Raw genomic sequence first — 20,222 nt, forward strand, 5'->3', positions numbered from 1 at the left:
GTTGATCAAGAAAAGGAGCGTCACATGGAAACCTACGATCCGGACAAGAACACCACTGAGGTGCGGCAGGGCAATCCGCGCAAGATGAACCTGCGCGTACTGATCGCTTCGCTAGTCGGGATCGTGGTGCTGTTTGCCATTGTCTACATCGTCTACGCGATGATGCAGCCGGCGCCGGCGTGACCCATCAGGCTTTGGCCCGCGAAGTGGCCAGGGCCTCGCGTAATTCCGCCTCTCGCCGGGCGGGTTCGGGCATTATGTCGAACCTGTAGAGACAATAGCGGTTGCGGCCGCCATTCTTGGCCCGGTAGAGGGCGTCATCAGCAAAGCGCAGGATCTCGGTTTCGCTGCGGGCGAAATCGGGCGCCGTCGCAATGCCGATGCTGACCCCGATTGATGCCTGGCCGGCCGCGAGACCAATCGGCCGGGACAGGGTGTCTATGATGGCCTGGGCGAGCTTTTGAGGTTCAGCATGGGTCGTGATGCCCGGCATGATGATAGCAAATTCGTCGCCACCGAAACGGATCAGGGTGTCTTCGGGCCGCATCAGCGCTCCAAGGCGGTCTGCGACGGCGGTGAGCAACTCGTCGCCCGCCTGGTGGCCCATCGTGTCATTGACCTGCTTGAACCGGTCGAGGTCGAGCGCCAGCACGGCCAAGCGAGGCTCACCTGCGGGCATGGCGCGGAAGCTGTCGTTGAGGCGGGTGCGGAAGAGGCTGCGGTTGCCCAGCCCGGTGAGCGGATCATGCAGTGCCATGTGACTGGCCTCTTCCCGCTCGGATTGCAGGGCGGTGAGGGCGCGGAGCAGGCTGTTGAGAAGAAGGCCGACGATAATGAGGCCAATCAGCAGGGCCGAGAACAAGGCCGGCATGGCCGCTTGCAAGAGCCTGGAGCCGGGCCGGTCGGGCTGCCAGACTAGCCAGGCGATGGGGTGTTCGGACGAGCTGCCGACGGGTAGGGCGGTAGCTTCAGGACTTGGGTCACTGTCGAATGCTAGATGGTCGATGCGGTATTGATCGCCAAGATCGGCCGCAAGTTCGGCATCGAGCAGAAGCACCGACACGTAGATGGCCTCGGTGCCCACCTCGGGAGCGTTGTTGCCGCTGTAGGAGAGAATGGGCATGGCCGCGACCAAGGCGGGCTGGTTCTCAAACAAGGAGAAGGCCATGGCCTGGGGCGGCTCGTCGGCTACACCGGCATTGTAGGCTGATATGCGCGCATCGGCATCGACGCTGTTGAGCTGCTCTACCAGCGGCAGGATGTCGGCGGCGGCATCGGCAATGGCCTTGGAGCGAACCTGCCCGCCGTCGCGCAGGGCAACCAGGACATTGCCCTTGCGATCCATGACCAGGCTGCGGCTGTGGCCAAAGGTGTCATATGCAGCGGCGCCGAGATTGTCGGCCAGCCACTCCCGGTCGTTGGCGATTACCGCCTCCACGGCCTCATCCCAGGTGGCTAGTTCTTCCTGTGCAAGGAACATCTGGGTCTGCAATTCCTCGATAGCCCGTTCGAGCAGGAGGCGGTCCCGGGACATGGCTTCAGCGTCGATCCGTTGAGCCGACCAGGCGAGGAATCCGGCCAGCGCCGCGACAGTGATGCCGGCCACGGCCGCGATGGGCAGCAGAAACCGAACCGTGAAGTGCGACCCCGATTTTCGCATCTTTGCCCCCGAACGTTGCGCCGGCAATGTTCCTTCGGGCCCGTTAGCGGGCGCTTAATAGTCGCCGAACGACCCATCTCTGCGTTAACGACCGGTTGCCTGGCCGGGAACCCGATCTGGGCTGGCGTGTTGTCATCTCAGCGTCACCCTAGAGATTTCCCAAATGGATATCGGCAACAGTTTCGGCCTGGTGGAAACCTATCTTCCCGCCCATATCATTGGCATTCGCCTCGCTATTGCTGCAGCACTGGGGGCTCTGATCGGCTTTGAGCGGGAGATTCACACGGCTGAGGCCGGGCTCAGGACACACATCCTGATCTCGGTGGCAGCGACGCTGTTCACCATTTTGGCCTTCGAAATCTTCCACACCATTCAGGATGCGACCCAAACCAATCCTGATCCCATCCGTGCCGTTGAAGCGGTGACGGCGGGAATTGCCTTTCTCGGAGCGGGCGCAATATTCCGGAGCGGCGCGGGCGTTCAGGGTCTGACAACCGGCGCGGGGATGTGGTTGGCCGGAGCCGTCGGGGTCGCCACCGCGCTAGGCTACTATCTGATTGCAGCCGGGACCGCGTTGCTGGCTGTGCTGGTGATGGCCGCACTGCGGGCGTTCGCGCATCATATCATTGGCGAAAAGGACCGGCCGCGGGATTAAACCGCAAGGTGAGGGCCGCGGGGAGAAGCAAACAGGCGTGCCAGCTGACGCTGAGGGACATGCGTCGCGGCAATTTGCTTCTCCCCCCGTACGGACACGACCGGGAGGTGTCGCATCCGCGCCCGTGCGCCAAATCCACAAAAGGCAGGGACCGCGCATGAGGGTTGACGGTGGTGCAGACCGCCAACCTTTTCTGGGGGCGGAGAGGACACTTGGGAATGCAGGCCGACCTAACGATCGACACGCAGCGTCACTCTCCGCCGTAAGGCATGCAACCTGTGGACGCAGGAGCTACATGCCAACCGCATCTAGGCGCTGATTGCGCGCCCAGAAACTGACTATGGCTGCCGCTTCGTGCCGGTAGGCATCGAGATCGGCTTGCCGGAAAAACACCGCCGCAGCGCCGGCATCGTGCAGCGACTGCCGACCGGTCCGGTCGGTGGTCTGTGTCATGACCACGAGAGGGACACCTTTCTGGCGTAGTCGCGCATGGTTGCGCGCCACAAATTCCAGATTGGCGCCGCTATGGGCCTTGAGATCAACGATCACCAGGCCCGGCCACTCGCGTTCGACGTCGGCGAGGCAATCGGCAAGGAAGCTCTCGCCAGCCTCCGGCGAGCCGAAGTGCTTCACCTCTGGCGCCCCGTGTGCCTTGAGCATACGGGTCAGCAAATACGCAGAATGTCCGTCATCATCGATCAGGGCGATGAAGGGCAAATCGTCCGATGCGTTACTCAAGAGCCACCTCATCCCTGCGCCGCGCAGGGGTCGAACACAACAAAAACGCCAGTTCCGCTCGAGACCGTAATGTCCCAAGACAGAGTGGCTTATTCGGATTGTAGAACACGTCCGGCGGGGCCTAGCCGCTGGAAAACATGTCGAGTTCGTGACGTCGACGGGGTGGCGTATGATGCAATCACGTGCGTCGAGGGAGGCAAAATCGGGTTAAACGGGGGTAAGTTGCCTTGCGTTTTACATGTAAAGAGTCACAATCTTGCCCAGGCTGCGGGAGGTTTGTGTCTTGGGCGCTCAACCGGATCGGGAGGAGGTAGGCCAGGCGTTGAAGCGCCTGCTTGACTGGCCCGAAATTGCGCGCTCTCCGCAGTTGGCGAGTTTCCTCTCTTATATCGTTGAACGCCGACTCAACGGCGAAGGCCAATCGATCAAGGCCTACACAATTGCTGTCGATGTCTTTGGCCGTTCACCGGACTTCGACCCCCAGGCGGACCCGATCGTTCGTGTGCAGGCAAGGCGATTGAGGTCCCTTCTGGATCAGTATTACAGGGGACCTGGAGCCCAGGAGAGGCTGCAGATCCAGTTGCCGATTGGCCGATATGTTCCTGAGTTCGCGGAAGTAGCTGTCGGGCATGAGCCGCCCCCCCAGACAGATGCGACTATTAGCGCTCCCGACCCCGCCGCCGAGAACACGGCGCCGCGCGGCCATGTGACGGTGTCTTGGTTTGTGCTGCTGGTGTTGACCCTGGGGGCGATCGCGCTGGCCTATTCGCTATCGACGCTGGGTCCACGGCAGGGCCAGCAGAACGCATCCAGCGGCGCGATCCAGGAGCCGAGCCTGCGGGTGATGGAGTTTCAGAACCTGACGGGCGAAAGCAATATCACGCCCGCCATTTCGGCCTTGGCGATCGAGCTAGTGACCGATTTCGCCCCGCTACTGGTGGTCAAGGCCTATCTCGGCGGCCGCGGGAGTCAGGAGCAGGGGGAGGCGCCGGACTATGCCCTGACCGGGATTGTCCGCGCCGATCCTACCCTGGCCGAGAATTATCAGATCAGTGCCATTCTGACGGAGATGGCCACCAATTCCATTGTCTGGAACTGGTCTACCTCAGTGCCGCGCGAACAGTTTGCACGCAGCGGTGGTGTCGATGCGATTTCGCAGGAGTTGATCCTGCTGCTGGGCGGAACGCGTGGTCCGCTGCATGATCGGGCGAGGGAGCTGCTGGCGCAGACCGATATCGAGGGACAGGAGAATTTCTACCTCTGCGGCGTGCTGTTCACCATGTATCGCAGCGTGCAATCGGTGGGCCTGGCCGAGCGGGTGCGCGCCTGCATGGATGGCCTGCCTGACCCGGTGCGCCGAAATGGCAATGTGTTGGCGGGTGAAGCAAGCCTGGTTGCCGAAGGCCTGGGGGGTGGCGCCGATGCGCTGATGACGCCGGAGGACCGCCTGGCCTACGCCGATGAGCTGATGGACGAAGCGGTACAGGCCGACCCGACGAGCAGCTTTGTGTGGGAGCAAAGGGCACGGCTGGATGAATTGATGGGGCGGCATGACAGGGCTGAATCCGCCTATGGGACAGCGCTGCAGATCAATCCGGCCAATATCGATGCCCTGGCTGCCCATGCCCGCCATATGGCGTTAATTGGCAGGCTGGACGCTGCCATTCCGGCGGCGCAGCGAGCTATTGGGGCGGTGCCGCAAACCCAGGTGCCGGACTGGTATTATTGCGTGCCGGCAATTGCCGCCTATTTTGCCGCGGACTACCGAAAGTCGCTCAGCCACGCCCAGCGCTGTGCCCGGCTGGATGTGGAATTGGGCGCCATATTCGCACTGTTGTCGGCCCAACGCTCCGGCGACAGCGCCATGGTGGCACAGCAATTGGCGCGCGTGCTGGACATCCCGTCCTTTCGCCAATCGGGCGTTATGAATCGCCTGGCGCAGCGGGTGACAGACACCGCCCTTCTCGACGAAATCGGAACTGGCCTGATGCGGGCCGGGGTGCCGGTCACCAGCCTGGATACGAGCTATTGATGCCTTTCAACCGGAGACCGGGTGCTTCTCGCCCAGAAGCGTCCGGCACAGGTCGACAAAGCGGGAGCCGCGCTCCTCGAAGTTCTTGAACTGATTATAGGACGGAGCCCCGGGGGACAGTATGAGGGTGTCGAAGTGCTTCCGCTCTTCGATGAGGGCCTTTACGGCGTGATCCAGATCTGGACACTGGATGACTGTGACCTCTGGAGCCCGTTCTCCGGTCGCCTGGGCGAGACGGAAACCGGTTACGGGAAGTGTCGCCAGCAGGCGAACGCCTCTTTGCGTCAGGAGGCCGGCCAGCTCCGCATAGTCCTGCTGGCGCTCGTGGCCGCCCGCAATCAGGGCGATGCGACGTCCAGGATAGGCGGCCAGTGCGGCCTTGGTGGCTTCGGGCGTGGTGGAAATGGAGTCGTTGACCACGGTGATGCCGCCGAACTGATGTTCCTCGAGCCGGTGCGGCAAGGGGCGAAAGGCCGCGATACCCTGCACAATGCCGTCCATTGTGCCACCCACGCCCAGCGCGATCTGCGCGGCAAGCAGTGCGTTTTCGAGGTTGTGGGCCCCACGCAGGCGTGAGCGCGACACCGCGGTTTCGATGAGCAGATTCTGATCTTCTGTCAGGGCGGGCAGGAGGCGGCGGTGATCGCGCACGGCCCTGGCGACCAGCGCATTGGAGCGGGCAGCTACGCCCAGGGCCACGGCAAAGCTACCATCGCGATCAATCAGGTGCAGCTTGTCTGCGTAGTAGCGTTCGACCGAACCATGCCAATCGACATGCTCGGGGTAGAGATTGGTGAGCGCTGCCACATCGGGCAGGAAGTTCATGTCGGCCGTCTGGTAGCTCGATAATTCAAAGACAATGACAGGGTGCTTGTCGGCGATTTCCAGGGGGGGCAGGCCGACATTGCCCGCCAGGCCCGCATCGATGCCGGATCGCGTCAGCATCAGATGGGTGAGTGTGGCCGTGGTTGACTTGCCCTTGGTGCCGGTGATGGCGATGACCGTCCGGTCATGCCGGTAGGCGGCGCCCCACAGATTGAGATTGGAGGTCACAGGTATGCCGGCATCGCGGGCGATGTCGAAGACCGGCTTGTAGCGCGACACGCCGGGACTTTTGACGATGAGACCGAAACGGTGGGCCCTGATGGCGGTGGGCAGATCCTCGGCGGCGATCTGTTCGGCATCGGGGATGTCGGCCGCGCCGCTATCGACCGTCACATAGACCTTGAGATCGGGCTGACGGGCCTTGAGAAAGGCGCGGGTGGACAGGGCCTCGCGCCCGGCGCCATAGAGCAGGACCGGTTCCTCAAACCGCATAGGCGGCCACCTTGGCGGCAAGCGCCGGGGGAATATGATGATCGTGACTGTCGGTCAGGCATTCGGCCATGGCCCGCTGCAGCTTTTCCTCGCCATATTGGGCAAAAAGGTCCGCCTTGATGGCGCGCACAATGGCGTCCTCGTGCCAGTCAGCGTGGCGGGTGAGGGTATAAAAGCAGGCTGCGGCCTCAAGGATTTCACCAACGCATTCCCAGGGCTTCTGGCCGGTGAGACCCGCCAGTTCGCGGAAGGACTGCTCATTGGCCGGTTCATTGAGCAGGTTCTTGCCGAAAATCCTGAGTAGCCGTTCCTTGGCCATGAAGGGCGCAAAGATCAGGAACACGAAATGGCACTTTGGGCACTCGCCGCACCAGAGGGCACCGTCATTGCCATTCAGGCGGAAATTGCGGTTGCAGCTGGAAAAGACGCTGTCGAACTTGCTTTCCTTGGTGAAGAGCGAGGCGATACGCGCCTCCGAATAGGGACGCAGCAATGAGAAGTATTTCAGCGCCCCTCCGGTGGCATTGGCCAGGGTGTCGGCGATCAGAAGCTCGAAACCGAGCGACTTGGAATATTGGTGATTGGTCTCGCGCCCGTCGAACATGACATTGCCCTCGCTGGCGGACCGTTCGTTGCTCAGCACGATCTGGTCGTAGCCGAACAGCAGGGCGCAGAGCGCTGCAATCATGGAGTTGATCGCCGTCGAGGGGACGTGACCGTTGAAGTATCCGGGCTCCTGGCCCAGCCGGATCATCTCGCGGTCGAGCGTCCGGGTGACATAGAGCGGATTGGTGCCGATGGCTTCCACCGAGGTCACGATCGGGCCCTTGGGATTGACCGCAAAGGGCGTGAACTGTTGTCCTGTGTGTGTCAGCAGGTCGACGCTGACGAGGGAATCCTTGCCCCCGCCAATGGGCAGCAGCGTGCGCTCGGGGAGGTTCGGTGCCGCCCTGCGCCCGACGGAATCTTCAGGCGCAGCCAGCTCCAGCTTGCCGAAGCGGGACAGGTTGTTGCGGGCGTAGAATTCGCCCAGGCCATTTTCGTACACATCGATGACGAAGGCGCGCTCGCCCTCGGTCAGCGGAATGCCCGGCGCTTGAATGGCGAAGGGCGCGCGCAGCTTAAAATAGGAGACGCCGAGCACCAGGGCGGTGAGGTCGAGCAGCTTTTCGAAGGCCGGGGACGCGGCCGCTGTGGCATCGGCGCCCGCGGGCAGGGTCAGTACCTCGGTGAAGGCAAGCCCGTTCAGCGTATAGGGAAAGCGCGCTTCGCCAGTGTCGGGGTCAAAGGAGGGGTTTTCGATGCGGAAGAATTCGGTCACGGGCTACTCGCTGGCTTTGATCACCATATAGGTGATTTGCGCCTGTGACGGGAGTGGGGCGTGAAAGCCAAGAAGGGGCCGACAGATCGGCCCCAAGCAGGTTTGTTCCGCGTAGGCGTGCCTGGATTGTCAGGGCTGGCTGACGGTCTCGACTACGGATCTGAAGAAGGCCAGATTGTCGACGCCCCAGCCGAGCGGGCTGGCGGGCGAGGCGAGCTTGACGATGACCGTGTCGGTATCGTTGTCGACATAGACATACTGATTGAACAGGCCCTGGGCGGTGTAGGCCGTGGTGCCGGGGACAGTCCACCACTGGTAGCCATAACCGAGATTGTCCACGGGATCGACGACGTCCAGGTCCGGCGCTGCGACGGTCGAGGCGGCAACCCAATCCTGCGGGACGAGCTGCTCGCCATTGGCCATGCCGTCATTGAGCATCATCAGGCCGAACCGTCCATAGTCGCGCAGTGTGGCATTGTAGCCGGCGCCATAGAACTCGCGGCCGACCGAATCCGGCCCGTCCATGAGGTAATAGGCATCTGCCTCCATTCCGGCAGGCTGCCAGATCTTTTCGCTCATGTAGTCGGCACCCTTGCCGCCAATGGCCGCTTCCAGAACGCAACCCAATACGGAGGTGTCGAGGGTGGAATAGTTGAAGACGGTACCCGGCGCTTCGCCCTTTTCCGCGCGGTCGCGGGCGTAGTCGCACCAGCGATAATTGTAGGCGACTAGCGAATTGTCATGGACTTCGGTCAGCTGGGTATCGCTGCCGAACTCGTAGACTTCCAGCCAGGCGATGCCGGAGCGCATTTCCAGCAGGTCGCGGATGGTGATCTCGGCATAGGCCGACCCCTCCCAATCCGGGAGGTAGTCGATGACCTTGTCTTCGACGCTGCCGATCTTGCCCTCGTCAATGGCAATGCCAATCATGGTGGCCAGGAAGGATTTGGCCATGGAGAACGAGATGTGACGGCTCCGCTCGGTCATGCCGTTGCGATAGGTCTCGTGGACGATCGTGCCGTCCTTGATGACCAGGAGCGCATTGGTCGAGGTCGCTTCGAGGAATTCGTCCAGCGACAGTGTCTGGTCGCCGAAAGTGAAGCTGTCGCCAGTATCACGGGTCTCGGTGGGCAGCGCCCAGACGTCTCCGCCCGCCGCGACGGTCCGGGTCGCGAACATGGTGTCGATGTGCTGGAAGGTCAGGTAATTCAGGCCCGGGGTCATGAATTCGGCGCGGGCATTGATCATGGTGTCGGTCAGCCAGCGCGCGTCGTCTGCCAGCGCGGGTGCGGTCGCAGACAGGGCCAGGGCCGCACAGGCCGTCATAAGGGTCTTGTTCACGGAAATCTCCTCCTTGGTTTTGCGGCGAAGGGTCCTCCCAGAGCCCATTGATCACCGCTATGCCCACCGGTTCCGCCGCAGGCCTCTCGCCGACCTGAAGTGGAACCGATGGCAGAAGGAGCATGGCATATTTATGTTATGTTGCATAACAAAAAAAGCTGTGCGGCGCCGATGCCCCATTTTTTCAAGGCCTATCAAGGCTATCGCGTGGAGGAGGAGAGGAAGCGCTGCAGATCAGGATCCTTGGGCGATTCCATGACTTCGCGCGCTGGGCCGATTTCAGCCAGGACACCCTGCTTGAAGAAGGCGACGCGATCGGACACGTCGCGGGCAAAACTCATTTCGTGCGTCACCACGATCATGGTCATGCCGTCGGAAGCCAGCATGCGCATGGTGTCCAGAACCTCGGTGACCAGCTCGGGGTCGAGCGCCGACGTTGCCTCGTCGAACAGCATGTAGTCGGGTTTCATTGCCAGCGCGCGGGCAATGGCCAGCCTCTGCTGCTGGCCGCCCGACATCTGGGATGGGTAGTGATCAAATTTGTCCTTCAGGCCGACGCGCTCGAGCTGGGCGGCGGCCACTTCGCGCGCTGCCGCCTTGTCGAGCTTGGAGACCACGCGCGGCGCCAGGGCGACGTTTTCCAGTGCCGTCAGGTGCGGGAAGGAGTTCCATTGCTGGAAAACGGTGCCCAGTTTCTGGCGCAGCTTGTTGATGTCGGTGCCCTTGGCATGGACATCGGTGCCGTCCACCGTCACGCGGCCGCTATCGATCTTTTCCAGGCCATTGATGCAGTAGAGCAGGGTCGATTTGCCCGAGCCGGAGGCGCCGATCAGGGAGACGACTTCGCCTTCATGCACAGTCAGGTTGACGCCCTTGAGCACTTTCAGCGAGCCGAAGGATTTGTGCACATTCTCAAGGATGATCATTCGATGCCATTTTCTTTTCGTAGCGGCTACCCAGCAGCGACAATGGATAGGAGAGGGCGAAATAGAGCACGCCGACCAGCAGCATGATCTTCACGGATTCCTGGGTCCGGGTGTTGAGGATCTGCGAGGCGCGCAGCAGCTCGACATAACCGATGGCCGAGACGAGCGCCGAGTCCTTGACGGTGGCCAGCGCGACACCCAGCCAGGACGGGAAGGCCGTTCGCAGCCCGACCGGGAACGTGACGTAGCGCAGTTCCTGAAAGTAGCTCAGCCCAAGACACCGGGCGGCTGCGCGCAGGGTTGGCGGTACGGCCTCGATTCCGGCGCGAGCGACCCCGGCGACAAGCGCCGCGGTATAGACGGTCAAGACGATCGTGCCGGAGAAGAACGGCGGCAGCGGGAATCCCGCAATCGCCACGAAGCTGTCGAACAGGATGAGCTGGATCAGCAGCGGCACCGAGCGGAAGACGTCAATGATCGACATCATGGTGAGGTTGAGCGCGGTGTTCTTGAGCGACATCAGCCAGCCGATGATCGCGCCCAGGACCGAGCCCAGGATGATGGCGACGACAGAAATCAGGATCGTATTCCAGGCGCCTTCGAGCAGGAACAGCAGGTCGCTCCACTGCAGGGAGGTAAAGACCGGCGTCATTTGGCGGCCCTCTCTGCCTTGAACAGGTTCCAGCCGATTGCCTTGAGCACCAGCAGGGCGATCTTGGTGATCACGTAGTAGATCACCGCCGCCGCCATGAAGAATTCAAATGTGCGGAACGTGCGGGAGTTGAAATACTGGGTTTCCCCCGACAGTTCCCGCAGTCCGGCCAGCATGCCGAGCGAGCTGGCCAGGATGATCCAGGTGAACTGGTTGGTCATGGGGTGGTAGATGGCCCGCAGCACCTGTGGCAGTTCGACATAGCGCAGCGATTGCCAGGCGGTCATGCCCAGGGTGCGCGCGGCCATGTTCTGCCCCTTGGGCACGGCCGCGAAGCCGCCTCGATAGGTTTCGGCCATATAACCGGCGCAGTTGAAGCTGAGCGCGGCGACAACCGAGACATAGGGGCTGAGGAAGATGCCGAATTCACCCAGCCCCCAGTAGAAGATGAAGATCTGGAACAGGCTGGGCGTGTTACGCGCGACTTCGATCCACGTGGTCGCGAACGCCCGCAAGGGCAGGATCGGCGACTTGCGGATGAAATAAAGGACAAGGCCCATGAGCAGGCCCAGTCCCATGGAGAGAACTGAAACTTGCAGCGTCACCAGGGACGCTTCAAGCAGTTGTGGCAGAGCCTGGATAACTGGCCGCCACTGGAACTGATAGTCCATCGCGCATGTCCCTCAGGGCGCTGGCGGCCTTGCCGGCCGCCAGCGCCGATTTCGATCCGGATTGCTAGTAGTATACGCCAGCCGTGGTCAGGTCCGGCATGGTGCCGCCGATATGCTTGCCATACAGGTCCTGCAGCGTGCCGTCGCGATAGGCGCGATTGATGTAGAGGTTGAGGAAGTTCAGCCAGCCATATTCGTTGCGCACGGTCATGAAGCCGACGATGTCGGCGCCGAAGGGCGCGACGGGTCCGGCCTTGATGTTCTGGTAGGTGTCGGCGGCAACGATGTTGGCAATCGCGGTATCGGTGGCAATGCCGGCGGCAACACGGCCCTGCGAAACGGCGAGATAGGTGTCGTTCTCGCTCTGGAAGGTGGTGATTTCGCCGCTGCTGTCGGTCCAGTTGGCGTCCTTGTAGGCCTGAAGCTCGGACTCATAGGTCGTGCCGATGGCAACGCCGACATTGAGATCCTTGAGTTCGTCCCAGCTGGTCACGGTCGAGTCAGCCGGCAGCAGGGCCTGGAATTGGAAGACCATGTAGGGGATGGAGAATCCGACGGTCTTGGCGCGTTCCAGCGAGTCAGACGAGGACGCGATGGCGACGTCCGAGCGTCCGGAGATCAGGGAGGGAATGCGCTCTGCCCAGGTCACGCCGACGATTTCTGCCTCGACACCCATGCGTTCGGCCAGGTCCTTGCAGATATCGACGTCCATTCCGGCGGGCTCATTATTGGCGTCGGTGTAGCCCATGGGCGGGAAGTCCAGAACCACGGCGCAACGCAGCGTGCCGGAGTTGAGCACATCGTCCAGCTTGTCTGCATAGGCCGGTGCGGCGGCAAGGCTGGCGGCGAGAATGGCCGGCGCCAAAAACGAAAAAGTCCTGAGTTTGCTCATCTGTTTCTCCTGAAGCTTTGTGAACGCCACTTCCTGGCTGTCCTGTCGCTGGATCGCGTTGAATCCGTCGCTCCAACCCTGGTAAGGCCGGCAGCTACCTGCAGACCAGGCCGGCGTCTTTCCCCTCTGCCCGTTCCCTCGCGCAAGAAGTGATGACCACGATAACCGCCAGACCTTGGTCAATCTGCCCAAATATGTTCCGGCGGTGGACTTAATGCCTATAATGGCGCAAGATCGCAGGCAGATATGACTTTGTGGGGTGCCTATTGGACTCGTTCGACAGACGCATCATTGAGGCGGTGTTGCAGGATGCCCGCATCTCCCTTGTCGACCTGGCCAATCGGGTGGGCCTCTCGCGCACGCCCTGCCAGCTGCGCTTGAAGCGTCTGATCGACGATGGGATCATTTTGGGGTTTCACGCCAGCCTGAACTACAAACATCTGGGCATGAGCCACATTGCCTTCGTGGAACTCAAGCTCAGCGACACGCGCGAACCTGCGCTGCGCGAGTTCAAGAAAGCGGTTCGGGCCGTCAAGGAAGTCGAGCAGTGCCATCTGATCGCCGGGCCCTTCGACTACCTGCTCAAGGTGCGAACCGAGAACATAGACGCATATCGGGCCACATTGGCCGAATCCATTTCGCGGCTGCCCTATGTCTCGAGCACCTCTACCTTCGTGGTCATGGAAGCCGTCAAGGACGACAATTACTCAGCCCTGTAAGCGCAGACCTGCGCTCATGCCGGCGGCTGATCAAAGCCGTTCCAGGCGGCCCTTGCGTTTGACGATATTCTTGTAGTCCCACTGAATATTGCGGGCCTCGTTGAGCCAGCTGACCAATGCGTTCGGGTTGATTTGATCGGCCGCAGTGTAGCGGGCTTCCGCGGCCTTGAAGGTGCCTTCGGGCTGAAGGCCCGGCGTTTCAAAGGATTGGCCACTCCAGAACAGCAGGCGGACGCTGTCCTTGAGTTTCGAATAGCCCACGATCGGATTGCCATCGAGAAACCAGACCGGGTGGGCATGCCAGATCTTGCTTTCGGCCTCGGGCAAATGCTGATCGATGATGTGGCGCAGCCTATCGCAAACGGCCCGGTCGGTATCCGCCAGTTGAGCGTGATAGGCGTCGATGGTGGTGGGCTTGGGTGTCGTCATGCGGGCCTCCCTCGGCATCAGATTATACGAGGACGACGAGGGAGGGATGGGGATTTCGACGGGGTCAGTAGATCCGCATCTGCATGCGCATGACAATATCGGCGCCGAGGCGCTGGAAGCCGTACTCGCGCATGGTGCAGCGCCATTCCTCGCCGGATTTCTCGATACGGAAGAGATTGTAGCGCGCCGGGTCGTCCAGGGTCCCGCCCTGGGCTGCGCTGGCGGCGGCGACGCCGATCACCGGCACTTCGTGGTTCTTGCCGGCGATGTGGTGGATCGAGGAGCGGTGCGTGTGGCCGTGCAGGATCATTTCCGCGCCTTCCTGGGCGATGACGCGGCGGAAAATGCGATGTCCCTTGAGGCCGAATGAGGGGTGCTGCAGCTCGGCATTGGGCGGGTGGTGGATCAGCACCACGCGAAAATAGCCTGCGTCGCCCAGCAGTTTGAGGATGCGGGCCAGGCGCGCGGCCTGTTCCTCCTCAAAACGGCCAACGGCAAAGAAGGGCAGGGTGGGCACGGCGCTCGAGCAGGAGATGATCGCCAATTCGCCGACGCGGCGCACGAAGGGGAAAGCCTGGCCTTCCAGGGTTTCGCCCTTGAGGTAGTCGCCCCAGACTTCCTGGGCATATTCAAGCGCGCCGGGGACATAGGCGTCGTGATTGCCGGGACAGACTGCCGTGCGCTCGGCGCCGCCCAGTTCGCGCAGCCAGCGGCCGGCGCGATCGACCTCGCTGTCGAGGGCCAGATTGGTCAGATCGCCGGTGACGGCGGTAAAATCGGCCTTCTGCTCCCGCATATGCGCGACCAGCCTGGACAGCGTCTCGGTGTTCATCTCCCCGTGGCGCTTGAGCTTCCAATTGAGAAAGCCGGTCAGGCGTTTGCCCAGAAGATCGCCAAAGCCCACCTCGGGCATGGGGGAGAGGTGGATATCGGAAATGTGCGCCAGGGTGATCATCGCGAGGGGTTGTGCCAGAACGCCTCGGACAAGAAAACGTTCAATCGACACAACGCACGATTTTGTCGCGGGCCAAGCTCTGCTACCCAGTGGGCAAAAGGAGACCGGTCAATGATGAATCGCTTCCAGCGCGTGCGCGCCACCGCTTTCCTGACGCTCAAGGGTCTTTGGCACCGGATGACCGTGGGGGCGCGGGTGATGGTGGTGGATGGCGACAAGGTGCTGCTGATCCGTCATACCTATGTGCCCGGCTGGCAGTTTCCGGGCGGCGGCGTGGGGCCGGGAGAAACTTTCGAGGAGGCCGGAGCGCGCGAGACATTGGAGGAAACCGGATACCGCGTAACCGGGCCGATGGAATTGTTCGGGCTCTATCACAATACCAGCCCGGTCACGAACCGGGACCACGTCGCCTTCTACGTGGCCAAGTCCTTCAAGCACGAATTTGAACGCAAGCCCGATCACGAGATCGCGGAAGTGGGCTGGTTCGACAGGCACGCCCTCCCCGACAAGGTCACCCCGGCAACCAGCCAGCGGATCGATGAATATTTTGATGGTGTCGAAAAGCGGACGGTCTGGGGGTATTGAGGGCCCTTACCTCTCCCTTTTGGGGGAGAGGTCGTCGCCCCTCTCAATCCAAAAACGGCAGTTCCGGTCCGATCGGGACGATCCGGTGCGGATTGATGGTAGTGTGGCTCCAGTAATAATGCGTGCGGATATGGTCGAGATCGACCGTTTCCTTGACGCCGGGCACTTCGTAGAGCGCCTTGAGATAATGCGAGAGGTTGGGATAGTCCGCGATCCGCCTGCGGTTGCACTTGAAGTGGCCGACATAGACCGCGTCGAAGCGCACCAGCGTGGTGAAGAGCCGCCAGTCCGCCTCGGTAATGGTGTCGCCGGTGAGATAGGCTGTTTCGCCCAACAGCCCCTCGACCCAGTCGAGCGCTTCGAAAAGCTTTGAGACCGCCTCGTCATAGGCCTCCTGGGTCGTCGCGAAACCGGCCTTGTAGACGCCATTGTTGATGTCGTCATAGACGCGGGCATTGATGGCGTCGATCTTCTCGCGCAGCGGCTCGGGGTAGTAGTCATCGGTGTTGCCGGTCAATTCGTTAAAGGCCGAATTGAACATGCGGATGATTTCCGAGCTTTCGTTGGAGACGATGGTGCCGGTTTTCTTGTCCCACAGTACTGGCACCGTGACGCGGCCGGTATAGTCGGGCACAGCCTGGGTATAGACCTGCCAGAGCGTTTCCTTGCCGAACAGGGCATCGCCGGTCGAGCCACCGTCCCGGTCAAAGCTCCAGCCGGTCTCATCGGGCATTTTGGGCGCCACCACGGATACCGAGATGAGGTTCTCCAGTTCCTTGAGCTTGCGGAAGATCAGCGTGCGATGCGCCCAGGGGCAGGCCAGGGAAACATAGAGATGGTAGCGGTCGGCCTCGGCAGCGAACCCGCCTTCACCGGACGGACCAGGACTGCCATCGGCAGTGATCCAGTTGCGGAACCCGGCCTGGGATCGCACGAACTTGCCGCCCGATTTTTTGGTGTCATACCACTGTGTGGACCATTTTCCGTCGACCAACTGTCCCATTGAAATTGCCTTTCGGTCATCTTGCTGTCGGCATTGCCGCATTTGATGGCGCCATGCGCCCCTGAAATCTGCTGGCCTGAACCTAGGGAACGGAGCCGGCGGCAAAAAGGATGAGGGTGGCAACAGATTGTTGCGTGTTCGCGCAACACTGGCACGAAACCGGATAAGGAATTTGGAAGCATGGTGCCAAAATTCCCATTTACGACCAACCAAGTGGGTGCTAATCGGGTTCCAGACGTGGAGGCGTCCAGGATGGTGAAGGTTTTGCAGATGAACCGACGACCCTAGTTGGTCGTTTAGAGCGGAGGGCCGTTGGCCGATCCGCATGTTTTTCTGCATATCTCTTCCTGGATCAGACCCATGACCACGCTCGTTGCGGCCGAGGCCGCGTCTTCTCCTGCTGCCGGTCGGCCGACCGTTCGGGCCGCCACCCCTGCCGACGACGTGTTCGTCGATGATCTGCAGGCCATTGCCTTTGGGCCAGGCCGGTTTGCGCGCACCGCCTTTCGGGTGCGGGAGCGCTTTCCGATCGATCCGAGCCTCAGCCTCATCGCCGAAGTGGATGGTACCGCTTGCGGGTCGGTCTGGATGACGCCGATCAGCGTGGATGGCCAGAAGGGTTATCTGCTTGGACCATTGGCCACCCATCCGAATTTTCGCAAGCGGGGCGCTGGCAAGCTTCTGGCGCGGGAAGTGAGCAAGCTGGCGCTTTCGCGCGGTGAGGGGCACTTCGTCCTGCTGGTCGGCGATCAGGACTATTATTGTCCGCTCGGCTGGGAGACAACGACACCCGGCAATATCGAGTTTCCCGGCCCCGTGGACCCCACGCGCGTGCTGCTGCTGGCCGAAGACAAGACCCTGGCCAAATCGCTCAAGGGGGCCATCGCCGCTTTCGAAGAGGGGGCATGACGGCAAAAGGGGGTGCAGGATCGGTCTGACGCGCTTACATTCCTTGCACCTTTTGATGTCCCTTGCGGTGTGTCTTGGCTCCCAGCCCCGAAATCGCCCAGATGCTCTTGCCCCGGCTGCTCGCCGAGCCGCCTCAACTGCCTCATGGGCGGGACCTGGTGCCCGATTGGCAGCCGCTCCAGCCGTTTGAACGCCCGCCGGTGCCGGCAGCGGTGCTGATTGCGCTGGTGCGGCGGCCGGAAGGGCACACGGTCCTCTATACCGAGCGCTCACCCGATCTGAGGGCCCATTCGGGGCAGGTTGCCTTTCCGGGCGGCAAGATCGACAGCACCGATACCGATGCTGCCGCAGCGGCTTTGCGGGAGGCCCGCGAGGAGGTGGGCCTGCTGGCCGAGGATGCCAGCGTTCTGGGCTACATGCAGCCGTACTACACGGGCACGAATTATCTCATCACGCCGGTTGTGGCTGAAGTGGACCCTGCCGGTCCCTTCATTCCCAATCCGGGTGAAGTGCACTCGGTATTCGAGGTGCCGCTGGACCGGATATTAAATGCGCAAAGCTATGGCCGGTTTCGCATCAGCCGCGGCGGCAAGGAGCATTCGACCTGGCAGATTGATCATGAAGGCCATGTCATCTGGGGCATCACCGCAAATCTGACGCGCCAGTTCCGCGATCTGGTGGTGGGCGAGGTCGCGGCATGATCCCGGACAGGCTCGAGCATGCCGAGTGGCTGGAACGCCCCGCTGTGCAGGCCATATTCGCGGCTCTGGACGGCGCTCAGGGGCGCACCCGCGCCGTAGGTGGGGTGGTCCGCGACAGCCTGATCGGCCGGATGCAGAGCCATGCCGACATCGACATGGCGACCGAGCTCCTGCCCGTCGTGGTGATGCAGCGGGCGAAGGCGGCTGGAATCGATGCCTATCCCACCGGCATTGACCATGGCACGGTGACGCTGCGACGTGAGGGGACAACGGTAGAAGTCACCACCCTGCGCTCTGATGTGGTGACTGACGGACGCCGTGCGCAGGTGCAATTCGGCACGGACTGGCTGGCCGACGCAGAGCGGCGCGACTTCACCCTCAACGCGCTCTATTGTTTTGCCGATGGCCGGCTCTTCGATCCGCTTGGCGGCGCAGCCGATCTGGTCAATGGCCGCGTGCGGTTCATCGGCGATGCAGCGCGGCGGATCGCCGAAGATGGGCTGCGGGTCTATCGGTTCTTTCGCTTTTCTGCGAGCCACGGCAACCAGCACCTGGACGCCGATGGATTGGCGGCCTGCCGCGACGCGGCGGAGGAGCTGGATCATATCTCGCGCGAGCGGGTCGGCTCGGAAATGCTGCGCATGCTGGCGCTGCCCAAAGTGGCCGCCACCCTGGGCGTCATGGATCGCCTCGGCCTGCTGCGCGTCGCGCCGGGTGCCATAGCCGCCTTGCAGCGCTATGAGACACTGGGCGGGCAGGGGGTGGCGGCGCGCCTCGCCTTGCTCGGCCGCGATAGCCTGGTGCAGCGGCAGGCGGACTGGCGGCTCAGCAAGGCAATTGTGGGCCAGGCCGAACGGATCGCGGATGCCGCGGAACTGCTCAGGCGTGGCGATGTGGGCTGGGCGGCCTATCGGTTTGGCGAGGACGCCGTGGAAGGGTTGGCCGTGGCGGCGGCCCTGGAGGATTGGCAGCGCGAACGATTGGCCGAAATCGCGCGCGACCTGGGCCGCCTGCCGGTGGCGCCATTGCCGGTGGGTGGCGCCGACCTGGAGGCAAAGGGCATGAAGCCCGGGCCAGACATGGGCGCGGCGCTGGCGATCATGGAGCGGGTCTGGGTGGAGAGTGAATTTTCCGCCAGCAAGGATGCGCTGCTGCAGCGGATATTTCACTGATTTTGACGGGACCGGTCGTGGCAGGTCTGGCGCTCAATGGGAAGAGTCCCGGATCACCTGCAAAGAAAAAGCCCCGGATGGCCGGGGCTTGATTGGTCAGTGCCGGGTTTCCCGGCCCATATCGTCGATATCGACGATCCGCTCCTTGATGCGTTCGACCATTTCGGGCCGCACTTCGGTTTCACCGTTGAGATTGCGCATGTTTTCGACAGCTCGCCGCACCACTTCGGCCTCGGTTTCGGCCTCGGCGCGCCAGGTGGACCCTGGAATGAGTGTGCCGGAATCAAAGCGTTTCATCGCTGAACCTCCTATTGTCACTCCCTTTGGCGGGTCTGATTAAACGTCCCTGGGCGGGAAAGGTTCCGCCTATTCCTCAGGGAAAATGCCGATGTCCGAGAGTCCCTCCAGCCAGGTCGCGCCATTGCGCCGTATGACTGTGCGGGGCGTGATGCCAGTGTGCTCGGCAATGGCCTCGGCCAGGGGTACGGAATGGGTAACGACCCAGACCTGCGTGCGCTCGGCCGCGCGGGCGATTGTTCTGGCCAGGGCAGGCAGCAAATCCGGGTGCAGTGAGGTTTCCGGTTCATTGAGCGCGATGAACGGTGGCAACCGGTAGGCCAGCAGGGCGCCCAGCAATGCCAGGAACTGCAGGGTCCCGTCCGACAGTTCGGAGGCGCCAAAAGGCCGGTGCGGGACCTCCGGGAAGATCATCGAGAAGCTGGCATCGCGTTCGGGCGGGGGAATATCGAGCCGGGCACCGGGAAAGGCCTGGTCAATAGCGGCGTCGAGATCGACCGTATCGCCCCTGATATGCCGCAGCGTAGCCAGCACTGCACCCAGATTACCGCCATCGGCATCGAGGGTGGGCGCGGTCACAGCCAGCGAAGGCCGGCGCAGGGGAGACTCAGGGTCGGTCCGAAAGCTGTGGTAGAAGCGCCAGCTCGCCAGGAGATGGCGGACAGCATCGAGCTCGGGCAGGGTGCCCCTCAGGGATGAGAGGGCGGTTTCGCTGGCCAGCAATGGATGGTCGAGCTGGCGCATGCGCCCGTCCTGGTCGCGATACCAGGCCGCCGGGCCTTTGCGCTCGAGCAGCGTGACGGTCCGCCGCCCGGGCAGGATCAGGCTCTCGGCTTTGATCTTGGGCTCCTCGCTAAAGATCGCTTCATAGCGGCTGTCGCCATAGCCGACTTCCACGGAATAGCGCGGCAGGAACGCGGCTTCGTCATCGCCGGGCAGAATGGTGTCGAGACCCACATCCAGAGCCAGGCGTGGCTGCTCATTGGCGCGACGTTGCCCGGCCCACATGGCCGAGGCCAGGCCACCTTCGCGGGCGAGCGACAATGCGAGATCACCGGTGGCCGCGGCATGCACCAGTTCAAGTGCGCGATAGAGGTTGGTCTTGCCCACGCCATTGCCACCCACCAGCACCGTCAGGCGCTTCAGGGGAAAGCGGATGGACCGGATGGAGCGATAGCCAGTGATGTCGAGATCGCTGAGGGACATGCCCGGATGTTACCTGCGCGCTTGGCAGATTCTATAGGGGT

At 62.3% G+C, this 20,222-nt stretch carries 22 protein-coding genes; 8 read left to right on the forward strand and 14 right to left on the reverse strand.

The window, feature by feature from the left end:
- Window positions 1-24: 24 nt before the first annotated feature.
- Window positions 25-183 carry a hypothetical protein gene (locus QZ564_RS03285; protein ID WP_297104516.1) on the forward strand — a complete coding sequence of 53 codons (159 nt, stop codon included), beginning with the start codon at window positions 25-27 and terminating at the stop codon, window positions 181-183.
- Between the two features lie 4 nt (window positions 184-187).
- On the opposite strand, the gene QZ564_RS03290 is transcribed toward QZ564_RS03285, so the two are convergent.
- On the reverse strand, window positions 188-1,660 hold the full coding sequence (locus QZ564_RS03290) for a diguanylate cyclase (RefSeq protein WP_297104519.1): 1,473 nt from the start codon (window positions 1,658-1,660) through the stop codon (window positions 188-190).
- A 163-nt stretch (window positions 1,661-1,823) separates the two neighbouring features.
- Between QZ564_RS03290 and QZ564_RS03295 the strand changes: the two genes are divergently transcribed.
- Entirely contained in the window at window positions 1,824-2,315 is a 492-nt protein-coding gene (locus QZ564_RS03295; RefSeq protein WP_297104523.1) for an MgtC/SapB family protein, read from the forward strand.
- 291 nt (window positions 2,316-2,606) lie between these two features.
- Here QZ564_RS03295 and QZ564_RS03300 read toward each other — a convergent pair whose 3' ends face one another.
- Window positions 2,607-3,053, reverse strand: coding sequence for a response regulator (locus tag QZ564_RS03300; protein ID WP_297104526.1), 447 nt, complete (start codon window positions 3,051-3,053; stop codon window positions 2,607-2,609).
- Window positions 3,054-3,375: 322 nt separating this feature from the next.
- On the opposite strand from QZ564_RS03300, the gene QZ564_RS03305 reads away from it, so the two are divergent.
- A complete protein-coding gene (locus QZ564_RS03305; protein WP_297104529.1) occupies window positions 3,376-5,085 on the forward strand; it encodes a tetratricopeptide repeat protein in 1,710 nt (569 codons plus the stop codon).
- 6 nt (window positions 5,086-5,091) lie between these two features.
- On the opposite strand, the gene murD is transcribed toward QZ564_RS03305, so the two are convergent.
- The 7 genes from murD to QZ564_RS03340 form a co-directional block, all read right to left on the reverse strand.
- Complete coding sequence (gene murD / locus QZ564_RS03310; RefSeq protein WP_297104532.1) at window positions 5,092-6,402, reverse strand: UDP-N-acetylmuramoyl-L-alanine--D-glutamate ligase; 1,311 nt, start codon at window positions 6,400-6,402, stop codon at window positions 5,092-5,094.
- A complete protein-coding gene (locus QZ564_RS03315; RefSeq protein ID WP_297104535.1) occupies window positions 6,392-7,723 on the reverse strand; it encodes a hypothetical protein in 1,332 nt (443 codons plus the stop codon). Before QZ564_RS03315 ends, murD begins: the two co-directional genes overlap by 11 nt.
- A gap of 129 nt (window positions 7,724-7,852) precedes the next feature.
- Window positions 7,853-9,064, reverse strand: coding sequence for a serine hydrolase (locus tag QZ564_RS03320; RefSeq protein ID WP_297104538.1), 1,212 nt, complete (start codon window positions 9,062-9,064; stop codon window positions 7,853-7,855).
- A gap of 200 nt (window positions 9,065-9,264) precedes the next feature.
- Window positions 9,265-9,990, reverse strand: coding sequence for an amino acid ABC transporter ATP-binding protein (locus QZ564_RS03325; RefSeq protein ID WP_297104541.1), 726 nt, complete (start codon window positions 9,988-9,990; stop codon window positions 9,265-9,267).
- Window positions 9,977-10,642, reverse strand: coding sequence for an amino acid ABC transporter permease (locus QZ564_RS03330; protein WP_297104544.1), 666 nt, complete (start codon window positions 10,640-10,642; stop codon window positions 9,977-9,979). The genes QZ564_RS03325 and QZ564_RS03330 overlap by 14 nt, the downstream gene beginning before the upstream one ends.
- Complete coding sequence (locus tag QZ564_RS03335; protein ID WP_297104547.1) at window positions 10,639-11,313, reverse strand: amino acid ABC transporter permease; 675 nt, start codon at window positions 11,311-11,313, stop codon at window positions 10,639-10,641. The genes QZ564_RS03330 and QZ564_RS03335 overlap by 4 nt, the downstream gene beginning before the upstream one ends.
- A gap of 64 nt (window positions 11,314-11,377) precedes the next feature.
- A complete protein-coding gene (locus QZ564_RS03340; RefSeq protein ID WP_297104549.1) occupies window positions 11,378-12,205 on the reverse strand; it encodes a transporter substrate-binding domain-containing protein in 828 nt (275 codons plus the stop codon).
- Between the two features lie 266 nt (window positions 12,206-12,471).
- Here QZ564_RS03340 and QZ564_RS03345 point away from each other — a divergent pair, with 266 nt between their 5' ends.
- Window positions 12,472-12,924 carry an Lrp/AsnC family transcriptional regulator gene (locus QZ564_RS03345; protein ID WP_297104553.1) on the forward strand — a complete coding sequence of 151 codons (453 nt, stop codon included), beginning with the start codon at window positions 12,472-12,474 and terminating at the stop codon, window positions 12,922-12,924.
- Window positions 12,925-12,954: 30 nt separating this feature from the next.
- Here QZ564_RS03345 and QZ564_RS03350 read toward each other — a convergent pair whose 3' ends face one another.
- Together QZ564_RS03350 and QZ564_RS03355 are read right to left on the reverse strand one after the other, a co-directional pair.
- Complete coding sequence (locus QZ564_RS03350) at window positions 12,955-13,353, reverse strand: DUF1801 domain-containing protein (protein ID WP_297104558.1); 399 nt, start codon at window positions 13,351-13,353, stop codon at window positions 12,955-12,957.
- A 64-nt stretch (window positions 13,354-13,417) separates the two neighbouring features.
- Window positions 13,418-14,308: a metallophosphoesterase gene (locus QZ564_RS03355; RefSeq protein WP_297104561.1), complete on the reverse strand. Its 891-nt coding sequence runs from the start codon at window positions 14,306-14,308 to the stop codon at window positions 13,418-13,420.
- Window positions 14,309-14,419: 111 nt separating this feature from the next.
- On the opposite strand from QZ564_RS03355, the gene QZ564_RS03360 reads away from it, so the two are divergent.
- Window positions 14,420-14,893: an NUDIX domain-containing protein gene (locus QZ564_RS03360; protein ID WP_297104563.1), complete on the forward strand. Its 474-nt coding sequence runs from the start codon at window positions 14,420-14,422 to the stop codon at window positions 14,891-14,893.
- Window positions 14,894-14,936: 43 nt separating this feature from the next.
- On the opposite strand, the gene QZ564_RS03365 is transcribed toward QZ564_RS03360, so the two are convergent.
- Window positions 14,937-15,896: a glutathione S-transferase family protein gene (locus QZ564_RS03365; RefSeq protein ID WP_297104566.1), complete on the reverse strand. Its 960-nt coding sequence runs from the start codon at window positions 15,894-15,896 to the stop codon at window positions 14,937-14,939.
- A gap of 360 nt (window positions 15,897-16,256) precedes the next feature.
- Here QZ564_RS03365 and QZ564_RS03370 point away from each other — a divergent pair, with 360 nt between their 5' ends.
- The 3 genes from QZ564_RS03370 (at window position 16,257) to QZ564_RS03380 (ending at window position 18,678) form a co-directional block, all read left to right on the forward strand.
- Window positions 16,257-16,805 (forward strand): N-acetyltransferase, encoded by a 549-nt coding sequence (locus QZ564_RS03370; protein ID WP_297104569.1) that lies wholly within the window; start codon window positions 16,257-16,259, stop codon window positions 16,803-16,805.
- Between the two features lie 74 nt (window positions 16,806-16,879).
- Window positions 16,880-17,506 (forward strand): CoA pyrophosphatase, encoded by a 627-nt coding sequence (locus tag QZ564_RS03375; RefSeq protein ID WP_297104572.1) that lies wholly within the window; start codon window positions 16,880-16,882, stop codon window positions 17,504-17,506.
- Window positions 17,503-18,678, forward strand: a complete 1,176-nt coding sequence (locus tag QZ564_RS03380; RefSeq protein ID WP_297104575.1) for a CCA tRNA nucleotidyltransferase — start codon at window positions 17,503-17,505, stop codon at window positions 18,676-18,678. The genes QZ564_RS03375 and QZ564_RS03380 overlap by 4 nt, the downstream gene beginning before the upstream one ends.
- Before the next feature lie 96 nt (window positions 18,679-18,774).
- Here the strand turns inward: QZ564_RS03380 and QZ564_RS03385 are convergent, their stop codons facing one another.
- Window positions 18,775-18,975: a DUF1059 domain-containing protein gene (locus QZ564_RS03385; protein WP_297104579.1), complete on the reverse strand. Its 201-nt coding sequence runs from the start codon at window positions 18,973-18,975 to the stop codon at window positions 18,775-18,777.
- A gap of 69 nt (window positions 18,976-19,044) precedes the next feature.
- Window positions 19,045-20,181 carry an AAA family ATPase gene (locus QZ564_RS03390; RefSeq protein ID WP_297104582.1) on the reverse strand — a complete coding sequence of 379 codons (1,137 nt, stop codon included), beginning with the start codon at window positions 20,179-20,181 and terminating at the stop codon, window positions 19,045-19,047.
- Window positions 20,182-20,222 lie beyond the last annotated feature (41 nt).

This window comes from uncultured Devosia sp. (genome assembly GCF_913055165.1).
Taxonomy (GTDB): Bacteria; Pseudomonadota; Alphaproteobacteria; order Rhizobiales; family Devosiaceae; genus Devosia.

What these genes read in the sequence shown, in the direction of transcription:
- QZ564_RS03285 (WP_297104516.1), top strand. Translation starts at nt 25, where the DNA reads ATGGAAACCTACGATCCGGACAAGAACACCACTGAGGTGCGGCAGGGC.
- QZ564_RS03290 (WP_297104519.1), bottom strand. Translation starts at nt 1,660, where the DNA reads ATGCGAAAATCGGGGTCGCACTTCACGGTTCGGTTTCTGCTGCCCATC.
- QZ564_RS03295 (WP_297104523.1), top strand. Translation starts at nt 1,824, where the DNA reads ATGGATATCGGCAACAGTTTCGGCCTGGTGGAAACCTATCTTCCCGCC.
- murD (WP_297104532.1), bottom strand. Translation starts at nt 6,402, where the DNA reads ATGCGGTTTGAGGAACCGGTCCTGCTCTATGGCGCCGGGCGCGAGGCC.
- QZ564_RS03325 (WP_297104541.1), bottom strand. Translation starts at nt 9,990, where the DNA reads ATGATCATCCTTGAGAATGTGCACAAATCCTTCGGCTCGCTGAAAGTG.
- QZ564_RS03330 (WP_297104544.1), bottom strand. Translation starts at nt 10,642, where the DNA reads ATGACGCCGGTCTTTACCTCCCTGCAGTGGAGCGACCTGCTGTTCCTG.
- QZ564_RS03335 (WP_297104547.1), bottom strand. Translation starts at nt 11,313, where the DNA reads ATGGACTATCAGTTCCAGTGGCGGCCAGTTATCCAGGCTCTGCCACAA.
- QZ564_RS03340 (WP_297104549.1), bottom strand. Translation starts at nt 12,205, where the DNA reads ATGAGCAAACTCAGGACTTTTTCGTTTTTGGCGCCGGCCATTCTCGCC.
- QZ564_RS03350 (WP_297104558.1), bottom strand. Translation starts at nt 13,353, where the DNA reads ATGACGACACCCAAGCCCACCACCATCGACGCCTATCACGCTCAACTG.
- QZ564_RS03355 (WP_297104561.1), bottom strand. Translation starts at nt 14,308, where the DNA reads ATGATCACCCTGGCGCACATTTCCGATATCCACCTCTCCCCCATGCCC.
- QZ564_RS03360 (WP_297104563.1), top strand. Translation starts at nt 14,420, where the DNA reads ATGATGAATCGCTTCCAGCGCGTGCGCGCCACCGCTTTCCTGACGCTC.
- QZ564_RS03365 (WP_297104566.1), bottom strand. Translation starts at nt 15,896, where the DNA reads ATGGGACAGTTGGTCGACGGAAAATGGTCCACACAGTGGTATGACACC.
- QZ564_RS03370 (WP_297104569.1), top strand. Translation starts at nt 16,257, where the DNA reads ATGACCACGCTCGTTGCGGCCGAGGCCGCGTCTTCTCCTGCTGCCGGT.
- QZ564_RS03380 (WP_297104575.1), top strand. Translation starts at nt 17,503, where the DNA reads ATGATCCCGGACAGGCTCGAGCATGCCGAGTGGCTGGAACGCCCCGCT.
- QZ564_RS03385 (WP_297104579.1), bottom strand. Translation starts at nt 18,975, where the DNA reads ATGAAACGCTTTGATTCCGGCACACTCATTCCAGGGTCCACCTGGCGC.
- QZ564_RS03390 (WP_297104582.1), bottom strand. Translation starts at nt 20,181, where the DNA reads ATGTCCCTCAGCGATCTCGACATCACTGGCTATCGCTCCATCCGGTCC.